This is a genomic window from Tunturiibacter empetritectus (assembly GCF_013410875.1).
GTDB lineage: Bacteria > Acidobacteriota > Terriglobia > Terriglobales > Acidobacteriaceae > Edaphobacter > Edaphobacter empetritectus.
On the sequence record NZ_JACCCU010000002.1, the window covers coordinates 725,088 to 744,813 of the forward strand.

Below are 19,726 nucleotides of genomic sequence, written 5' to 3' on the forward strand. Positions count from 1 at the left end.
TGTTCAACGCCAAGGCCTCATTGCAGCTCACGCGATCCCGAGTGATACCCTAGGAGGGTTTCGAGCCTGAATAACTGCCTCCTATTTCTGAGCATGAGCGAATTTAAATGGCAGAGGTTAATAACGCTCTCCCCCTGGGAGAACTGGTTGGGAATAACTACGAGATTCTGGGCATCGCCGGTGCCGGCGGAATGGGTGTGGTTTATCGTGCATGGGATTCCAAGCTCGAGCGTCAGGTTGCGCTCAAATTTCTACCCACTCTGCTGAATGCTGACGTTCGGGAGAGGGAGTACTTTGTTCTCGAAGCACGAATGGCTTCGTCCCTCGATCACCCGAACATCGGCGTCATCCACGGCATCGAAGAGACGGCGGATGGCCGTGCATTTATTGTGATGGGCTTCTATGATGGTCTCTCTCTGGCGCAAAGGATTGGCAAAGGTCCGCTGAGCTCGATAGAGGCTGTCGATGTTGCGATTCAGATTGCGCTCGGGCTGTGCGAAGCTCATGCGCATCAGATTGTGCATCGCGACATCAAGCCGTCAAACGTGATGCTGGCGAACTCAGGGTCTGTCAAGATCGTCGACTTTGGCTTGGCTCGTCTGATGAGCGCCGAGACGGCGACCGCGAGCGGCATCGTAGGATCGATCAAGTACGTCTCGCCGGAGCAGGCGCTGGGCCATCGAACCGATCAGCGAACAGATATATGGTCCCTCGGAGTCGTTCTGGCCGAGATGCTGACAGGGCGAAATCCCTTTGAGCGCGGTGCGATTCCGGCGATTCTGGTTGCGATCCTCAATGAGCCGCCGCAGTCGCTTGATGGTTTGCCGACCGTACTGCAGGGAATTATCTATCGCGCTCTCTCGAAGGACGCCGAGAAGCGGTATCAGCATTGCTCCGAGATGCTGGCTGATCTACAGGCCGCACGAACAGAGCTTTCGAACGATTCCACCAGCCGGAAAGAAGCGACTGACAGAAAGACCACGCATCGGTCCCATGACATCCGCAAGTATGTGGAGCAGGCTTCCGTCTCTACCTGGTCCAGGGCACAGAAGCCTCGAAACAGATGGCTGCCGCTGGGCCTCGGACTCTGTGGGCTTGCTCTATTGGCTAGTTTGTTTTTCATTCCCCAAGTCCGCAACCGACTTTTTGGCTTCCGCATAAGCGTGGGGGAAGAGCACATCGCAGTCCTTCCTTTTACCAACATTGGGAACAATCCGGAGAACGACGCGCTGAGCGAGGGCCTGGTGGATACGCTGTCCGGGAAGCTCTCCAACCTTGATGTTGGCAACAAGGCGCTATGGGTCATTCCAGCGAGTGAGATTCGGCGTCTCAAGGTGACGGACCCCGCTGCCGCACTCAAAACGCTTGGCGCAAATCTGGTGATCAACGGGAGCATTCGGCGCGATGGAACCGCCATCAACCTCAACCTCAACCTGATCAATACAGAGAATCTTCGTCTAATCGGTTCGGTCGATGTAGTGGATCAGGCTGGAGATCTCTCTGCGCTGCAGGATGAAGCAGTATCACGACTGGCGCACTTGATGAACCTGCCTGTCTCCGCCGAGATGCTGCACAATACCGGCGGATCGGTTGTGCCTGCGGCGTATGAGAACTACCTGACTGCGCTGGGTTATATGCAGCGTTACGACAAAGCGGGAAACCTGGATCGGGCGATCAACCAACTGAATGAGTCGATCAAGACCGATCCGAAGTTTGCGCTTGGCTACGGTCAACTTGGAGAGGCCTATCGGCTCAAGTATCAACTGGACAAAGATCAACACTGGCTGGATGAAGCCCAGGGCAACCTTGAGAGGGCGATCCAGCTCGACGGCAGTCTGCCTGCGGCCTACGTCACCCTGGGGCAAATTCACGACGTAAGGGGGAAGCGGGACCTTGCGCTGCAGGAGTTTCAACATGCCCTCGCGATCGACCCACGAAACGCGCTGGCGGTGCGGGGACTGGCGCGCGCCTATGAGCGCTCCGGCCGCGTCCCCGATGCAGAAGCTGCGTTTAAAAAGGCAGTCGCGCTGAAGCCGGACGATTGGGAGAGCTACAACCGGATCGGCAACTTCTATGATCGCCAGGGAAGATTCCCCGAAGCGATCAAAGCGTTGCAGAGAGCGATTGAGATGACTCCGGACAACGCGGAGGTGTATCTCAATCTGGGCGCAACCTATATCGATTCGGGAGACGCTGCGGCACTTCCGGCTGCCGAGCAGGCGCTGAAGAGATCAATCGCCCTCGAACCAAGTTATCCGGCGTATGCAAATCTGGCGAGCCTTTACCTTGCGCAGAGGAGGTATAAGGAATCGGCAGAGATCAATGAGAAAGCTCTGCAAATAAACGAGAACGATTACATGGTTTGGAATAACCTGCTCATCGACTACGAGCGGAGTGGAGACAGCGCAAAGGCGGAGGCTGTCAGGAGACGAATGGCACCGCTGCTAGAACAGAATATCCGGCTGAAACCGCAAGATGCCGAGGCGCAATCCTTACTGGCGATCATGCAGGCGGAGGACGGGATGCGGGAGAAGGCTTTGGAACACGTCCAGACCGCGTTGGCGTTGGCACCGGACGACCCAGACGTACTGTCTAAAATTTTTATAGCCTACGAACTGTGTGGTGACCGCAAACAAGCTGTTAAGTATCTTCAGATCGCCATCCGTAAGGGCTTTTCTCTCGACAAACTTCAGGATGAGCCGAAGATGCAGGACCTTTTACGAGATGCTGGACTTCATACCGGCAAATCGTCACTCTAACCCGAAAACACTAACCTCACAAGGAGAACCATCTTGTCTATTGTTGTTGTCTCTCTTACTGATTCAACCGATCCAATCGAAATCAATATTGGAGCTACGGACACCCTTCAGTTTGTCGCTCAAGTCTCGGGTGCCTTCGCCAGCACCTATTCGAAGTACTTCTGCCCACATCTTCCCCATGCCAAAACCTTGAAACAGAATGAAACATGGCCGAACACCACAAATTATCCGGAAGGAACCGAGCCTAACCCTTATGCTGCAGGAAAAACCTATACCTTTAGCTGGACGCCTGACGGCGTTAAGCAGCCTGATTTGACATCAACTCCGGGGACAATACACGTCGATGGTGGAACGATCGGAAATAGCTGACCTGGTTTGAGCAGTAAATAGTCACGGCATACACACAACGGTGCTCGCGAACTTCCTCGAGCACCGTTGTGTGTATGCCGTTTGAGATTATGCCGTGAGGTCAAAGCTCGTTGACCCGATCGGGATGCGCGAGATGCGTCACTTTCACGTTCTTCGCCAGACCGAGCACTTCCAATAGTTTGATGCCCCAGTAGTTGAAGTCCAGCTCCCACCAGGCCATGCCGTGGCTGGCAGATACGGGATGCGCATGGTGATTGTTGTGCCAGCCTTCCCCGCCGGTTAAGAGGGCGACCCACCAGTTGTTGGTCGAGTCGTCGCGCGTGATGAAGCGGCGTGAGCCCCACAGATGCGTCGCCGAGTTGACCAGCCACGTGGTGTGAAAGCCAATCGTGATGCGAAGAAATGTTCCCCACAGCAGCCAGGAGAGGCCCAGCTTCCATCCGCCCAGAGCAGTGCCGCCAGCCAGCAGAGCAGCGCCTGCGAGGGTGATCGGGACCCAGTGCCAGACCGCCAGCCAGCGGTAGAAGGGATCGCGTTCCAGATCGGGGACATAGCGGGAGAGCGTGGTGGTCTCGCTGTGAAGAGAGCCGCGCAGGATCCAGCCCATGTGCGACCACCATTTGCCGTCGCGGGGAGAGTGCGGATCGCCCGGCTTGTCGGTGTACTGGTGGTGCATACGGTGTACGGAGACCCAGTACGTAGGACTGCCCTGCAGCGCCATGGTGCCACAGATAGCCATGGCGTACTCCAACCACTTTGGCGTGGTGAAGCCGCGGTGCGTGAGTTGGCGGTGATAGCTGATGGCGATACCTACGTTTTGGCCGAAGACCCACATCACCAGAAACACGGCGAGACAAGACCAATGGAAGGTAAACAGCGCCGCTACGGCTCCTACGTGAAATGCTGCGATGACGACGAAGAAGACCCAGTTGAACTCGGCCGACTTTGCCTGTACCACTTCGACGATTGGGGAACTGTCAGCTTTTTGCGGTTGCGTTACAAGAGTTGCCATGGCGCCTGCCTCTAATTTGGAGGCTAACGCCCGAAGAGAGGCATGGCTATAGGGCGCAGGTAACAGTTCGGTAATAGTTGAGGCAAAGCAGCGACGAGTCAGGCCCGCCCGGCAAACTCTCGCGTCTCTGTGTTCACCTTGATCTTTTCGCCTTCTTTGATGAACAACGGGACGCGAATCTCCACACCTGTCTCGAGTTTCGCTGGCTTGGTGACGCTTCCACTCGAAGTATCGCCGCGAACGCCTGGTTCGGTGTAGGTGACCGATAGCTCCACCTGCATCGGTAGCTGCAGGCCGATTGGATTGCCGTTATATTTGTCGATCTGAATTAGAATTCCCTCGATCATCAGGTCCAGAGCATCCCCTACCATCTCGCCGCTGAGGGAGAGAGTCTCAAAGCTCTCCTGGTCCAGAAAGTATGAGCCATCTCCGTCGCTGTAGAGATAGGATGCTCCAACCGTCTCGAGATCCGGCTCCTTGAACTTGTCGCTGGCCTTGAAGGTCTTATCGAAGACCGCGCGGGTAAGCATGTTGCGCATCCTGAGACGGACCAGCGTTTGGCCGCCGCGGGCCGTCGGGGTGGAGATATCCGACTCCAGACAGCAGAAGGGAGCATTTTCAAACTCGAAGAACATCTTGCGTTTCACGTCGATGGCGTCGATGAGTGCAGCCATAGTTTTCTTGAATACCAATCGAGAGCGAGATCCTAGAACGGGCTTGTGCCGGTTGAAGGTGCCCTTAGGATAGCAGGGCCATGCCTTGCCAAGTGTCGAGCTTGCCGCATCTTCAAAAGAAGTGGGAGATGGAATTCAGGCAGACTCGTCTGCAGAATTAGCTTGTCGCAACCAGGTTGCGATGCATCCATCGCAGTCGCGACAGCTTGGCTTTGACCTACCTTGGCTTTGACCTACCTTGGCTTTGACCACAAGGTTAGCGCCTTCGTCCAACCTGAAGCTCGTCTACATCTTCATCATCATCGTCGTCGTCTTCTTCTTCGTCGTCATCTTCTTCGTCATCATCTTCGTATTCATCGTCATCGTCTTCTACTTCATCTTCTTCTTCGTCGTCATCCTCGAACTCGTCCTCATCCTCCTTGTCGTCTTCTTCCTCATCCTCCTCGTCGTCGTCCTCATCCTCCTCATCGAGTGCTTTCTTTGCGACGTTTAAGGATTCGGACGTGGAGTACTGACCGGGTGCATCAAGGGGACCAAAGGGGCTGTCTTCAAAGGCGGCATGGAAATCCAGACCCAAGGGGAAGAAGGTTGCGTTGAAGTCGAAGGTTCGGGTCTCAAGTGCCATAAAAATCTCCTGATGAAAATGTGTACTGGGATAGGATGCAGCAGACTGAAAAAAGTGAGTGTGCAAATTCACTTTTCCGTGAATTTGAAGTTTGGTGAATCCGGCTCTTCTTACGCGTCTATTGATTTATGGTTGGTCGGCATCCTCAATCTCGATGCAGCCCTGATCGACTGCGCTTGACTACGGAACTTTGTTTTCACTGGAAGTGAAGAATCAGTATCGATCATCGTCATGAATAGACTGCGAATGAACCACCGTCAGGCTTCTGAGAAGGGTTGGAGCTGCTTCTCCGTCGGTGGGCTCGTCAACAGGCTGACAGCGATCAGGCACAGCAGCGAGGCGACCAGAGCTGGAAGAATAGCGTCGCGTTCACTGACCACCGCCGGAAGATGAGAGTGGACGAAGCCGGTATCCCAGAAGACCGTAACGAAGGTGCCCACTGCAATACTAGCCACCGCACCCGCTGCAGTCGCGCGTCTCCAGTAAAAGGTGGCCAGGATAACCGGCGTCAAAGCAGCGCCATAGATCGTGTAGGCGTAGAGCGACTTCTTCAGCACCGACTCGATATGGAGCGACTGGTAGAGCGCCCACAGACCAAGCAGGACCACCATCAGACGAGAGACCGCGAGAGTCTTTGTGTTCGAAGCCTGCGGATTGATATAGCGGAGATAGATGTCGTTGACCAGGTTGGTCGATGGTGAAAAGAGCCAGTTGTTCGCAGTAGAGATAATCTTCGCGAAGATGGCTCCCATCAGCAGCGCCCCCAGCAGGCGAAGCGGCGCCGAGCCAGAGAAACCGTGAAGCCCAAGGTAAGCGAGAATCTCGCGGGGGCGTGCATGAACTTCCCCGCTAGAAAAAAGGCTCGAGCCGGTGACCGCGAGCGCGACGATAACAGTCTCCAGGATGACGGTGCCGATGATCCAGCCGACTACCGCGCGTGTGGCATCCTTCTCCGACCTGGCAGAGAAAAACTTCTGATACATCGACTGATTGCCAAGCAGCAGCAGGCAGGTGGGGAGGAACAGCTCAAGCCCCTGGATAAACGTGAGATCGCCCAGCACCTGGAAGTGTGTTGCAGGAAGGCTCGCATGGATCGCCGACCAACCACCTGCGTGATGAAGGAGGATAGGCAGCGCGATAAGCATCGTAAAGGTGGCGAGCAGGCCGATCGCAACATCCATATATGCGACCGAAGCCATACCGGCAATCGCCGTAAAGACGATTACGAACGCAGCAATAATATATTTGCCCAAGTCGGGGGTGATCAGGTCGGGGAAGATCAGGTGCAGAATATCGCCGCCGCCGACAAACTGATAGCTGGTGACCGCGGTGTAGCAGAAGAGAATTGCAACGACCCCAAGAACCCGCGCTGCCTGGTTATAGCGCGCCTCCAGGAGATCGGGAATGGTGAACTGCGCAAACTTTCTGGCACGCGGCGCGATGAAGTAGATCAGTAGCAGGCCCGCCCAGCCGCCGCCGCCTTGCCAAAGCGCCGCGAAGCCGTGCTTATAGGCATTCTCAGCTCCACCAAGCAGCGACCCCGAACCGATCCAGCTCGACAACAGCGTGAAGACCAGCACGAAGGCAGGCAGCGAGCGGCCCGCCACAAGGTAGTCAGCCTTGGTCTTCACCTTGCCAAGACGCGTGAGCGAGACCGTGAGCAGAGTTACGACAATAACTGATAGAACGATCGCGTAGAGATTCATTAGGTTAGGTCAGTGTACTGTCTGGCAGCTTGTTTCTGCACCGACGGCCTCGCAGATACGATCGCGAAGCCGTCGGCGGCAGGAAGCTTTTACCAGACCCTGCAGGTTGGAGCGTGCACCATAGGCTGGCCTGCTTTACAGCTGAAGGCCTTCTGAAACTCAGGCATATTCGAGACCACCCCGTTGATGCGCGCGTAGCCCGGCGAGTGGGGGTCCGTGATGGCGCGAACCCGCAGCACCTCCGGACGTTCATTCTCGCAGGCCCATTGCGCCATCCCGACAAAGAAACGCTGATCCGGAGTGAATCCGTCTGCGCTTGCCAGTTGCTGCCCGGCCGTCTGTTTCTTCCAGGCGATGTAGGCGAGCAGCGTCCCGCCCAGGTCGGCTACGTCTTCGCCGCTGGTCAGCTTCGAGTTGATATGAATGTCGTCCACAACGATGTACTGCGCGTATTGATCGCGAACGCAGTTGATGCGATCCTCGAAGCCCTTGGCATCGGCCGCCGTCCACCAGTCGCGAAGATTTCCCTTGTCATCGAACTGCCGGCCCTCATCGTCGAAGGCGTGCGTGAGTTCGTGGCCGATGGTCGCGCCGGTGTTTCCATAGTTTGGAGCATCATCGAGCTTCGTGTCGTAGAGCGGCGGTTGCAGAACGCCTGCAGGAAAGTTGATGTCGTTCATCTGCGGATTGAAGTAGGCGTTGACCGTGGGCGGAGTCATGCCCCACTCGTTCAGGTCTACCGGCTTGCCCAGCTTGTGCCATTGGCGTGCGTCTTCGAAGCGATAGGACCGCACGACATTGCCGATGTAGTCGCCGGGCTTTATCTCCAGCGTGGTGTAGTCGCGCCACTGGTCCGGGTATCCGATCTTATTGCGAATCACATGCAGCTTGCGCAGAGCCTCCTGTTTGGTTGCGGGGCTCATCCAGTTCAGATTCTCGATCTCCTGCTTCATGGCGGTCTCGATCTGCTCCGTCATCAGCTGCGTCTTGGCTTTGGTGTCGGCAGAGAACGTGCGTTTGACGAACTCCTGACCTAGTGCTTCGCCCAGGTCTCGGTCCACTCCACGCGTGCAGGTCTTCCAACGCGGCGGCATGGCAGGAACGCCACGCAGCGTTGTCGAATAAAAGTCAAAGTCAGCCTGCTGTAGAGGATGAGCAAGGTAGGGCGCTGCAGCGGTCAGAAAGTGAAATCGCAGATAGCCACGGAGTGCCTCGACAGATTCGGTCGTAAGCTCCGCTTGCACTGTCTTCATGAACTCAGGCTGCGCGACGTTCAGCTTCGCGACCCCAGGCGCACCCTGCGTCTCAAAGTAGTGCGGCCAATCGAAGGCAGGAGCGATCTTGCTCAGCTCGGCAATCGTCATCATGTGATACGTCTTATGCGGGTCGCGCCGCTCCACCCTCGTCAGCGAAGCTTTGGCCAGCGCCGTCTCAACGCGCAGAGTCGCATCCGCGTCGAACTTTGCCTGGTCGGAAGATTCCCCACCCAGCGTGAGCAGCTTCTGAATGTAAGCGACATATTGCTCACGCAGCTTCACACTCTTGTCGTCGGTCTTCAGGTAGTAATCGCGATCCGGCAGACCGAGTCCACCCGCACTCAGCGCCACGATCTCAACCGAAGAGTCAACCGCATCCTGATCCGTGCCGGAGTCGAAGAAAAAACTACCTGCATACTCATGGTGCAGCGAGCTGATGGCCGCCACCAGCTCGGGCCGCGTCTTCAAGGCGTCGATGCGCGCGAGGCCCGGCAGCGCAGGCTTCACGCCGAGCGCATCGATCGTCGAGGTGTTCATGCAGGCGGCAAAGTAGTCGCCGACCTTCTGTTGCACGGCGTCGCGGTTCGCGGCCTTCGCATCTGCTTCGAGAATGCCCCAGAGAAACTGCTCATTCTCGTTGCCGAGCTTGGCATAGACACTCCAGCCAGACTGGTCCGCGGGGATAGGATTCTTCTTCTCCCAACCGCCGCAGGAGAATTTGTAAAAGTCGGTGCACGGATCCGCATTGCGATCCAGACTGGAAAGGTCAAGCGATGGCGAATACGGCATTGATTCAAGGGGCTGAACCGCCTGTTGCGCGGGAAGCTGGATCGCGGCGAGCAAAAGTGCAGTGGCCGCCAGGGCTACCGGAATCTTCGAAGGCATGGGTTCTCCTGTGTGCACCATCCTACCCTCAAAATCCAGTCTTACGCCAAGTTCCGTGCTCAAGAAAGCACCTCAGATTCAGGCAGGTTAGACTTGATTTCGTACAACAACAGCAGCGTGGAGAGGCGAAACAATGATGAGTTGGAAGAAGTGTGCCGGAGCAGCTCTGGCCGCAGCCGTAAGCAGTTTGGTAGCAGGAGCGCAGACCGCGCCGATTACCTTGAGTGTCGATCTCACAGACGCTCCCCGAAAGATCCTTCACGCAACCGAGGTCATGCCGGTGACAGCCGGGCCGCTGACCGTCGTCTATCCCAAGTGGATTCCAGGCGAGCACGGACCGACCGGCCCCATCGAAAATATGGCCGGATTCTTCATCACCGCTAACGGCCAGCCCGTAAAGTGGGAGCGCGACAAGGTGGATATGTTTGCCTATCACCTCACCGTCCCGCAGGGCGTTACGCAGCTTGAGATGAAGATCGACTTCCTCGCCTCCTCCGCACTCTCAGGGTTCTCCGCAGGCGGATCGACCAGCGAAAATCTCGCGCTACTTAGTTGGAATACGCTGCTCGTCTACCCCGCCGACACCGACGCAGACAAGGTAATGTTCACGCCTTCTGTGAAGCTGCCGAGTGGTTGGAATCTCGGAACCGCGCTGGATAAAGATGGCGGCTCAGGCCAGACCTCAAACTTCAAAACTGTCAGCCTCGAGCAACTCATCGACTCGCCGGTCCTCGCCGGACGCTACTTCCGCGAGATTCCCCTCGCCCCGGAGATCTCGCCTAAACACTATCTCGACATGGCCGCCGATGGCCCCGAGCAGCTCAACCTCTCGAAGGAACACATCGCTGACTTCGACAAGCTGGTGCGCGAGACCGGCGCTCTCTACAAGTCGCGCCACTACGGCTCCTATCACTTCCTCGTCACGCTCAGCGACGAGGTCGCGCACTTCGGCCTTGAGCATCACCAGTCCAGCGACGACCGCGTGATGGCAACGACCTTCACCGACGATCGCGAGTTTGTGCTCGACGGCCTGCTGCTTCCGCACGAGTTCACCCATAGCTGGAACGCCAAGTACCGTCGTCCCGCTGGGCTTGCCACCAGCAACTACCAGAAGCCGATGGAGGGCGATCTCCTCTGGGTCTACGAAGGGTTGACCGAGTACCTCGGCGACGTGCTCGCTGCGCGCTGCGGCATCTGGACACCCGACCAATATAAGCAGCGGCTCTCCACCATCGCCGCTGAGTATGACAATCGTCCGGGCCGCACCTGGCGCGACATTCAGGACACCGCAACTGCCGCGCAGACCCTCTATGCCGCGGGTGGCGGATGGGACAACTGGCGGCTTAGCGTGGACTACTACGACGAGGGCGAACTTGTCTGGCTCGATGTTGACACCACCATCCGCAAGATGACCAATGGCAAAAAAACCATCGACGACTTCGTCGCGAAGTTCCACGGGCTCGGCGGAGACACGGGACCGAAGGTTGTGCCCTACACCTTTGACGATGTGGTCGCGGGACTGAATAGCGTCGTCGCGAACGACTGGGTTATGTTTCTGCGGAGTCGCCTTGACTCAAACTCTTATCACGCGCCACTAGGCGGTCTAGAGAATGGAGGCTATAAGCTCAGCTATACCGACAAGCCGAACGCTTGGAGCACGCTTGAAGATCAGCAGTCAGAAACTTTCAACTTCTGGTACTCCATCGGCCTGCATGCGAACAAGGTTGGGAATATCTCCGATGTTCTCAAGGGCGGAGTCGCCGACAAGAGCGGTATTGGCCCAGGGATGAAGATCGTCGCCGTCAACGGCCGAGCTTACTCCCCCGATGTGCTCAAAGCTGCGATTCACGATGCGAAGGGTTCTGGTCCAGCAGTTGAGTTGATCCTCTTGAACACTTGGCTACTATAAAGTCGTTAAACTCGACTATCACGAAGGCGAACGTTATCCCACGCTGGAACGCGTCACTGCAGTTCCGGATCGCCTGGACGATATTCTGAAACCTGCAGCAAAGTAATATCCGCTCAATCAAGCGGCGGGCTTCGGAGCACTCGACATCGAAACCGGCGAACCAGGAGCCGCCGCAATGGTGAGGCCGCTTTGCTCAGCAACGAGCAGACGCTTCGCCGCTGCGGCGGCCTCTATTTCGCTATTGATCTCAGCCCCCAGCAAGAGCATCAGACCCGTCAGATAAAACCATGTAAGAAGGATAATGACCGCGCCAAGGGAGCCATACGTCACCGAATAGTTATTGAAGAGATGGACGTACAGCCGCAGACCCATTGAGGCTAGCAGCCACCCGACGATGCCGATGGCCGCACCCGGAGTAAACCAATGCCACTGGCTCCGCTTCACGTCCGGCGCAAAATAGTAGATGACCGCAAAAAAGAGCGACAGTAGAACAGCCGCGAGGAGCCAGCCGATCCCTCTTACCGTAACCGCCGCCAGCGCCGCCGCAAAGCGCACGTTGATATGTAGATGGGCGAGCCGGGCGAAGAAGTCTGCGCCCAGCAGGGAGGCCAGTATCAGCGTAACCAGACCCATGAGCAGAATGGTCACGCCAATCGCGGACAGCCTTGCGGCGAAGTACGATCGAGTCTCTTTGACGCGGTAAACAACATTCAGCGAATCTTGAATCGCGGAGAACCCGACAGACGCGCTCCATATCGCGGCTACCAGGCCGAAGGTTAGCTTCCCACTGGTCGTAGCAGTCGTAGTCTGGTTGAAGGTCTCAAGCACCATCCCCATCGCATCGTGCGGCAGGACAATCGAAAGATAACCCAACAGAGAGTAGTAGATATGGGAGGCCGAACGCGCAGCGAGCCCGAGTAGCGCAGTAGCCGTTACGAGGCTGGGAAAGAGCGCGAAGATGAAGTAGAAACCTAGCTCCGCCGCACGTCCGACGAGATTATCGTCAAAGAAGGCAGTCCAGGTATGCTTCGCAACTACTTTGATCGGAATCCCTCTAAGATCCCATAGGGAGTGAAGCGGGGAACGCGACACAAGATCCCAGATGCGCCGCTCTACGCGAGTGCCGTGAGCCGGATCGAGTATGGGTTCCCCGGAAGAGATTACGGCTCCTATCGCCCCTGATTTGCTCATTGAACCGGCATATCGAGGGCCCTGAAAGCAGGCATTCTCGCAAGGTAGATGCCTCGCTTGTCGAAGAGGTAGCCGCGGAAACCTCGTTTTCCACTGGCTAATAATGCATAACATCACGATCGAGCATCCAATTATTGGTGAGATGAATGCATAGAACATGGCGAGGTCGGCCGTTTGCGGTGAGAAAGATGGAGCAGCTTTGGCGGCTGGTGCGCGAGAGCCACGAGCAGCCAATGACCGGAACTCCCCGGCCAGTGCAGTTGGTAAAACCAGACGAGCTCGGAGTCACCTTCATCGGACACTCCTCGTTTCTCCTGCAGGTTAACGGACGAAAGCTGCTCGTCGATCCGGTCTTTTCAAAGCGCCTGATCGTACTTCGACGACAGCGGCGACCGGGCGTCATGGTCGAGGAACTTCCTCCCATCGATGTGGTCCTGCTCACGCACGCGCACATGGACCATCTCGATATGGCATCCCTCCGCCGCGTTATTCGCGCAACGCGCAGGCTGACCGGCCAGACCCCCGAGGTCGTAGTACCCCGCGGCGTGGAGGATCTCGTCGAAAGACTAGGCTTCTCCAGGATCCACGGCCTGGCATGGTGGGACCAGATCGAGGTACAGGGCCTGAAAGTTACGATGACTCCCTGCAAGCACTGGGGCGCGAGGATGTTTCGCGACACCCATCGCGGCTACGGCGGATATGTCATAGAAGGCGGCGGCCAATCCGTCTATCACTCCGGCGACACCGCCTACTTCGATGGATTCAGGGAGATTGGTGCAAAACTCAAACCTGAAGTAGCCCTTCTGCCCATAGGCGCCTACTTTCCCGATACCTACCGCTCCGTTCACACCAGCCCGGAGGAGGCTGTACGAGGCTTCGTTGAACTCGGTGCACAGCAAATGGTGCCGATGCACTATGGCACCTTCCGTCTGGGCCGCGAGCCGATGGAAGAACCCCTGCAAAGGCTGGAAGCAGAGGGCGAGCGGCTGGGCATTAAAGGAAAAATAAAAATTCTCGCCGAGGGTGAGACGATGCACCTTTGCCCGGCAGCCAGCATCCGATAACGTATGGCTACTTCGACAGTAAATGCGAAAGCAAGTGGAACATTTTCGATAGGCGGGGATCTTACGGTCAATCGCATGGGATACGGCGCGATGCGGATCACCGGCGACGGAGTCTGGGGCGCGCCCAAAGATATAGAAGGCGCAAAGAAAGTACTTAAGCATGTCGTCGAGCTCGGCATCAACTTTATCGACACCGCAGATTCCTACGGCCCTGATGTCAGTGAGCAGCTTATCGGCGAAGCCCTGTCTCCCTATGCGAGTGGCATTGTCATTGCAACCAAAGGCGGCTTGACCAGGCAGGGCCCAAACAGATGGCTGCCGGTAGGGCGGCCGGAGTATCTGACTCAGCAGGTTGAGATGAGCTTGCGCCGATTGAAGGTCGAACGAATTGACCTCTGGCAGCTGCACCGCATTGACCCCAAGGTTCCCGTCGAAGACTCCCTCGGTGCAGTCAAAAAACTTCAGCAGCAAGGCAAGATTCGCCACATCGGCTTGAGTGAAGTAAAGCCCCACGAGATCGATCAGGCCCGCAAGGTCGTTGAGATTGTCAGCGTGCAGAACCAGTACAACATCGGCGACTGCCAGCATGAAGATGTCGTCGAGTACTGCGACAAACACAAGATCGCCTTTATCCCCTGGTTCCCCGTAGCAGCAGGCAAACTGGCCAAACCGGGAGGCAAGCTCGACGCTGCCGCAAAGCAACACAACGCAACTGTCTCGCAGCTCTCCCTCGCATGGCTGCTCCATCGTTCTCCGGTCATGCTGCCCATCCCAGGCACAACTTCGGTACAGCATCTTGAAGAGAACGTGGCAGCAGCCGACGTCAAGCTGTCTGCAGCCGAATGGAAAGAGATCGAAGACTCCGCGAAATAATAGCGAACTCCATGTTCACGCTGAAAGAGCCGCCACCGCACGGCTCTTTTCTTTTCTTCAAAAAGCTACGCAGAAATTACGCCTGGCTTCAAAGGTCTTTACGTCTTCGGCGAGTTCATATCCAGTGGCTTCGTCGTAGCCCCAACGAGGTCCTCCTGCGAGTTCCACCCCGGCAGCTCCTGCGAGCCGGTGATCAGCCTCGCCCCATCGCTGAAGGTAAGATACGTCCACGCCCACTGCCTGAAGACACTAAGCCGATTGCGAAAGCCGATAAGAAAAAAAATGTGAACCACCAGCCACGTCATCCACGCTGGAAAGCCGCTCCAGTGAGCCTTGAACGGCCATTCGATCTTGGCCACAGCCGCCTTGCGCCCGATCGTCGCCATGTCCCCTTTATCAAAGTAGCGAAACTGTTCGTCCTTGCCGCTCCCATCGCTGCCGAGCCCCGCGGCCACCAGCCTTCCTATACGCTTTGCGGCATAACGGCCCATCTGCATCGCAGGCTGCGCCACACCTGGCACCTGCTTCCCGTCCTGCTCGAAGTGAGCCAGATCACCGCAGATAAAAATCTCCGGATGCCCCGGCGGATTCAGATGCCCATCTACAAACACCGCACCACGCTTATCAATCTCGACACCCAGCATCTTTCCGAGCGGCGAAGCCTGCACGCCCGCCGCCCATAGCGTAACCACCGCGTCGATCCGCTCTGAGCCGACCATCACATAGCCGGGCTGCACATCGCTGACATGAGCGCCGGTGCGCACCTTCACATTAAGTTCGGCTAACTGCTGCAAAGCCTTCTGCTGCAGATCCTCAGGATAGGCGGCAAGAATATTCGGCCCGCCCTCAAGAATCAGAACCTGCGCCATCGAAGGATCGATATGACGAAAGTCCCGCGCCATATAAAGCCGCGCAATATCGCTGATAGCCCCGGCAAGCTCCACCCCCGTCGGGCCGCCGCCGATGATCACAAAGTTCAAAGCTGGATGTGTTCCGGTCTCCATCATCTGCCGCTCTGCCAGCTCAAAGGCCAGCAGCACCCGCCGCCGAATTTCAGTCGCATCTTCGACCGTCTTCAGTCCCGGCGCAAGCACGGCCCAGTCGTCCCTGCCGAAGTAAGAGTGCGTCGACCCCGTCGCAAGGATCAGGTAGTCGTACTCAAGCTGCACGCCGGTCTTCAGATGAACCCGCTGCTGCGCCAGGTCAATGCCCACAGCCTCATCCATCAGAACATCGACATTCGGATGATCCCGCACCAGCGTGCGGATAGGCTGCGCAATGTCGGCAGGCGAGAGCACCGCCAGCGCAACCTGGTACAGCAGAGGCTGAAACAGATAGTAGTTTCTGCGATCCACCAAAGTGACATCGACTGGCAGTTTACCCAGCGCCGTCACCGCATTGACCCCGCCAAAGCCTCCGCCCAGAATCACGACTCGCTTTCGTACCGGTCCGCTTCCTGTTGCCGTTGATACCGCCATCGTTCAAGGCTCCTCGGTGTGACATATCCACTATCTGATGCCGAATTGAGCTGTTCGGCGTTGCCGGAATTTTCTGCTTCCTTCGACGATCTTCTCCCAAAGGGGTTACAAAAAAGCGAATCTTTACACCAAAAAGAATCGGAGATCAAAGAATAGAGGATCAAGACTCGATAAATAAAAATTAGGGCTGTTTCTGCAAGGTAAGCGAGAGGAAGCCCTGTGTGCCTGTACCCACGGCGAGGTTCGTCGTCTCAGCTATGCCCGGGATCTGCTGCGGAACAACCGTCAACAGTCCGTTCGCGTCCGAGACAGCAAAAGACTGCGAGGAGGCAAGCACAGGTGCGATAGGACAACGCCCCCGATTCGGACACGCCGGTTGCCAGGCACTCACAGTCTCAAAGATCTGGACCACAGCCCCCCCAACAGGATGAGACGCCGTATCCGTAACCTGCAGAACAACCGGCACAATTGTTCCATTCGCCGGAACAATCAGATTGGCTCCGCTCACCGCGATCACCCGCAGGTCCGCAAGATCCACGCCCGCTGTAGTAAACGGATCGCAGACGTTCGTCCACGCACAGCCAGAGAGCGTCGCCTCAGCACCCGCCGCCAACGGGCCAGCCGTCGCAACCGTCTGCGCAATCCCCTGCGAGTTCACCACAGAGCTGGCCGGCGCCACCGACACAACACCCGAAGTCGTCTGCCAGCCAACCGGCACCCCTGCAGTAGCGGCAAAGTTATCGCTCACGCTGACCTGTGGAGTCCATGCAAAGGTTGTGCCCGCAGCAATGTACTCCATCGCCTGCACCGCAGTCGCCGTTTGAACGCGCACCGCCGTCATGAAGGAAGCAGCCACCATGCCATCGACTCCAGCCGCCTGCAGCGCAATCGTACTCGAACTCAACGGAGTCACCAGCGTCGACGCCATACCGTTCGCGTCCGTGTTGACAGTGCAACTGGCCGCTCCACAAGTAGCGAACTGCACCGTTCCCGCCGTCGCAGTGAACGTGACAGCCTCACCTGCTACAGGAGTCACTCCATCGCCGTCGAGCACTCTCACCGCAAAAGGCGTCGCAGCACTCAGTCCAAGCTGCACCAGGCCCGATGGCGCACTCACCAGGCTGATCACAGGCACCGGTGCGGCGTAGCTCAGCGCCTGCGTCATCACCGTCGTCCCCCCGGTAGACAGATCCGTCACAGCAACATCGGCCACCAGCCCGGTCGTGGACCCCAGAGCATGAATCGAAGGTGCCGTCGCCACAATCGTGTTCGCAGTCCAACTCGAAACCGTTGCTGCAACCCCATTGACGGTCACCGTATCTCCGGTGCGAAAGCCCATTCCCGTGATGGTAATCACGCCTCCCGACGCGTTCATCGTGGCTGGGCTCAACGAGTCTGCGTAGAGCACGCGCGCCCCATAGTTGAAATCAGGCCGCCCATCGCCACGCTGATCGGCGATCCCAATTCGTAACTGATTCGGTTGCGTAAACGAGGTGGCCAGCCTGGTCATGCCGTTTGCCTCGCCATTAAAGGCCTCACCTGCACTGGCAACTCCAGGCAATGAGCCCAGCGCATCCGTCGCGTTCCACACGCCGATCACCGGCATCGCCTTTACGTTGCTCGCGAACCCCTGCTCATCTTCCGCCGTCACCTCAACCGTCAACGAGCGATTGGCTTTGACCGAGAGCGAAGACCACGCAGAGTGCCCATACTCGCAAAGCTGATCCTGCCACCATCCCTGCGCCGGCACTGCCGCGGGAGCAGCCTCCGTCCCGTCCGTGCCAGAGTTGCAGGCGGTCACTGGATTGTCAGTCTCCCAATCGAGATGCGCTTGCGCGTAGCTGCCGTAGATTCCTTCAGTAAGCACCGGGTCCGAGCCGGAGGGTGCCACGGTATTGGCGATGTAAGGTCCCACCGCATATTGCCCCATATACAGCGGATTGACAGGTTCGGTCTCCAGAATCAGTTGCTGCCAGCTGCCGGGGAGCATCGGTATTCGTTGAATCAACGTATATCCCTGGTACCACGAGTCCTGGGTCCCCTGACTCCCTGCCATGGACGAATCCGTACCCGTCACCGGGTTGCCATTCGATTGACGGTACAACGAACCCGAGACACCGGAAGCAACGTACCAGTCTTCAATCTGCGCCAGCAGCGTGAACTGCGGCCATCGACGTACGACGACGTTCACCCCCTGCATCCCCTCCACGCCCGGAAAACTCATATGACCGTTAAGCTCATTCGCATTCAGCAGGCTGTCCTGCTTCCCCGGGCCCGCCTGCCCTTGAGCGATGAAGTAAAGTTGCGCCAGTGCCGACAGGTCGTCCGGCCGCAAGGTAAACGGTTGCGGCATGCACTGGTAGGTGTAAGGGCCGCAGATGATGTCGATCGGATGCATCACCGGCCAGTACAGCGCCTGGTTGACCGTAGGTTGCGGGCTGTCAGTAAAGACATTGTCATTGGTCTGCGACCAACCCAGGCCAAGCACGCGCCCAAACGCCCTCATCAACTGGTACTGCAGCTGCATCTGTTGCTGAGGTGCAGGCCCGGCACATCGGCCATTGAGGATAAGAATCGCGTGCTGAATGAAACCCGCCGGCACAATCGAGTCAACGCTCTCGGTCACGCCGTTCTGCAGGCACCCCGACGGGTCGCTCGCTCCACTGCCCAGCAAAAGATCCGTGACCGAACCATCCCTGTCGTAGATCACAGCAATCTGCTTGGCCAGGTAGTTGCTGCTCTCGACATCCGCCGGAAAGATTGGCCCATTCGATCCGAGAAAAGCATTCGCTCCGCTCACATGCTCCTCGAGCACGCCACCGTGCGAAAGCACCAGGCTCGCGGTCGGAACATTCCACACCGCGGCTGCCGCCGCAACAAGAGCATCCGCAGCCGCATGGTTCACATTCGAGCTCAGATCGCCGGGGTCCGTAAAATAAAGCGGCTGATTCGTGTACCAGACCACCGGAACCCCGGAGGTCGTAAAGTACGGCGGCCCCGTCACCCAGCGCGGCCCACCGGCCCAAACCGTCGCCGCGCTCGCGAACCACAAGATCGCCATCGCCCAAAGAGTCTGCCGTCGTATCTCGGTTCGAGTTCGTAAGCTGGGGTCAGGGCGTGACATGCTGCGCCTTCTGCCACGAGTTCAACAACCCCAGCACCACATCCACCGAAGCCTGCTGCGCGGGGGTCGATGCATCCGACGCATTGGTGTATCCAAGCGGCTGAACCGGCGATACGTCCCTGCCAATCGATCCCGCTGCGACCATCTGCCCGGCCTGCTGCCCAGTCGCACCCGGCCCAGTCGCACCCAGCTGAGGAAACGTACTCGCTGGCCTCACCGCCTCACTGCGATAAGTCACCGTACGCGGCAACCTCGCGCCCAGCCATCGAAGGTCGACAAACGACGACGAAGATGGCGGAGCCACCAAACTCTCCGCCATGACACCGGCCTTCCCCGGGCTCACCCCCGCGCCCTGGCGAATCGGAATAGCTCCATCAAGCCCCTCAACCGGCGAGCTCATCCCGCCCGCGCTCGGAGCATGCAGCAGCATCAGCAGGCGTTGTCCCACGCGATACCGCTCAGCGCCACCGGCCCAAAGCCCGCCCCACTCCCGCAACCTGTACGGCTGGCCGGTTCTGCACCCAAGAATCGCCTCATCGACGCGAAAATCAACCTCGACGACCCCTGACGCTGGCCCAACACCGACGGGAAGCCGCACCGCCAGCACCTGCCCCATGAAGATGACGCCTGCCCGGTCCGACATCTCGTGTAGAACATCCGTAACCATCTGCGCTCCCGCAGAGGGAGCCGCCTGGCCCCAGGCCATCGAAGCCGCCAGCAGCGCAGTCACAGCAACGGCGCGCAGCCGAAAAAAAACTCGCAGCATCCCAGTCATGCAGGCCATCCCGTCCCTCCGTCCTC

At 57.8% G+C, this 19,726-nt stretch carries 15 protein-coding genes; 7 read left to right on the top strand and 8 right to left on the bottom strand.

The genetic code is table 11. The features are described from left to right. Positions 1-107: 107 nt before the first annotated feature. Together HDF08_RS15220 and HDF08_RS15225 are read left to right on the top strand one after the other, a co-directional pair. A complete protein-coding gene (locus HDF08_RS15220; protein WP_179639466.1) occupies positions 108-2,759 on the top strand; it encodes a serine/threonine-protein kinase in 2,652 nt (883 codons plus the stop codon). 33 nt (positions 2,760-2,792) lie between these two features. Continuing rightward, positions 2,793-3,128 (top strand): hypothetical protein, encoded by a 336-nt coding sequence (locus HDF08_RS15225; protein WP_179639467.1) that lies wholly within the window; start codon positions 2,793-2,795, stop codon positions 3,126-3,128. 100 nt (positions 3,129-3,228) lie between these two features. On the opposite strand, the gene HDF08_RS15230 is transcribed toward HDF08_RS15225, so the two are convergent. Together HDF08_RS15230 and efp are read right to left on the bottom strand one after the other, a co-directional pair. Further along, complete coding sequence (locus tag HDF08_RS15230) at positions 3,229-4,140, bottom strand: acyl-CoA desaturase (protein ID WP_179639468.1); 912 nt, start codon at positions 4,138-4,140, stop codon at positions 3,229-3,231. A gap of 98 nt (positions 4,141-4,238) precedes the next feature. Beyond that, positions 4,239-4,814 (bottom strand): elongation factor P, encoded by a 576-nt coding sequence (gene efp, locus HDF08_RS15235; protein ID WP_179639469.1) that lies wholly within the window; start codon positions 4,812-4,814, stop codon positions 4,239-4,241. Between the two features lie 238 nt (positions 4,815-5,052). Between efp and HDF08_RS15240 the strand changes: the two genes are divergently transcribed. Both HDF08_RS15240 and HDF08_RS15245 read left to right on the top strand, forming a co-directional pair. Beyond that, positions 5,053-5,307 (top strand): hypothetical protein, encoded by a 255-nt coding sequence (locus HDF08_RS15240; protein WP_179639470.1) that lies wholly within the window; start codon positions 5,053-5,055, stop codon positions 5,305-5,307. 66 nt (positions 5,308-5,373) lie between these two features. Beyond that, entirely contained in the window at positions 5,374-5,619 is a 246-nt protein-coding gene (locus tag HDF08_RS15245; RefSeq protein WP_179639471.1) for a hypothetical protein, read from the top strand. Between the two features lie 77 nt (positions 5,620-5,696). On the opposite strand, the gene HDF08_RS15250 is transcribed toward HDF08_RS15245, so the two are convergent. After that, positions 5,697-7,145, bottom strand: coding sequence for a sodium:solute symporter family protein (locus HDF08_RS15250; protein WP_179639472.1), 1,449 nt, complete (start codon positions 7,143-7,145; stop codon positions 5,697-5,699). Between the two features lie 89 nt (positions 7,146-7,234). Further along, the gene (locus tag HDF08_RS15255; protein WP_179639473.1) at positions 7,235-9,286 is read right to left on the bottom strand and encodes a M13 family metallopeptidase; all 2,052 of its coding nucleotides are present in this window, start codon (positions 9,284-9,286) and stop codon (positions 7,235-7,237) included. 133 nt (positions 9,287-9,419) lie between these two features. Between HDF08_RS15255 and HDF08_RS15260 the strand changes: the two genes are divergently transcribed. Continuing rightward, complete coding sequence (locus HDF08_RS15260) at positions 9,420-11,195, top strand: M61 family metallopeptidase (RefSeq protein ID WP_257031165.1); 1,776 nt, start codon at positions 9,420-9,422, stop codon at positions 11,193-11,195. Positions 11,196-11,312: 117 nt separating this feature from the next. Here HDF08_RS15260 and HDF08_RS15265 read toward each other — a convergent pair whose 3' ends face one another. Further along, a complete protein-coding gene (locus tag HDF08_RS15265; RefSeq protein ID WP_179639474.1) occupies positions 11,313-12,386 on the bottom strand; it encodes a YihY/virulence factor BrkB family protein in 1,074 nt (357 codons plus the stop codon). 188 nt (positions 12,387-12,574) lie between these two features. Here HDF08_RS15265 and HDF08_RS15270 point away from each other — a divergent pair, with 188 nt between their 5' ends. Continuing rightward, the gene (locus HDF08_RS15270; protein WP_257031166.1) at positions 12,575-13,450 is read left to right on the top strand and encodes an MBL fold metallo-hydrolase; all 876 of its coding nucleotides are present in this window, start codon (positions 12,575-12,577) and stop codon (positions 13,448-13,450) included. A gap of 3 nt (positions 13,451-13,453) precedes the next feature. Next, positions 13,454-14,323, top strand: a complete 870-nt coding sequence (locus HDF08_RS15275) for an aldo/keto reductase (protein ID WP_179639476.1) — start codon at positions 13,454-13,456, stop codon at positions 14,321-14,323. A gap of 98 nt (positions 14,324-14,421) precedes the next feature. Here the strand turns inward: HDF08_RS15275 and HDF08_RS15280 are convergent, their stop codons facing one another. The 3 genes from HDF08_RS15280 to HDF08_RS15290 all read right to left on the bottom strand — a co-directional run bounded on the left by HDF08_RS15280 (position 14,422) and on the right by HDF08_RS15290 (position 19,709). Beyond that, positions 14,422-15,801 (bottom strand): NAD(P)/FAD-dependent oxidoreductase, encoded by a 1,380-nt coding sequence (locus tag HDF08_RS15280; RefSeq protein WP_179639477.1) that lies wholly within the window; start codon positions 15,799-15,801, stop codon positions 14,422-14,424. Positions 15,802-15,982: 181 nt separating this feature from the next. Next, positions 15,983-18,925: an IPT/TIG domain-containing protein gene (locus tag HDF08_RS15285; RefSeq protein WP_179639478.1), complete on the bottom strand. Its 2,943-nt coding sequence runs from the start codon at positions 18,923-18,925 to the stop codon at positions 15,983-15,985. After that, positions 18,912-19,709, bottom strand: coding sequence for a hypothetical protein (locus tag HDF08_RS15290; protein WP_179639479.1), 798 nt, complete (start codon positions 19,707-19,709; stop codon positions 18,912-18,914). The genes HDF08_RS15285 and HDF08_RS15290 overlap by 14 nt, the downstream gene beginning before the upstream one ends. Positions 19,710-19,726: the final 17 nt, after the last annotated feature.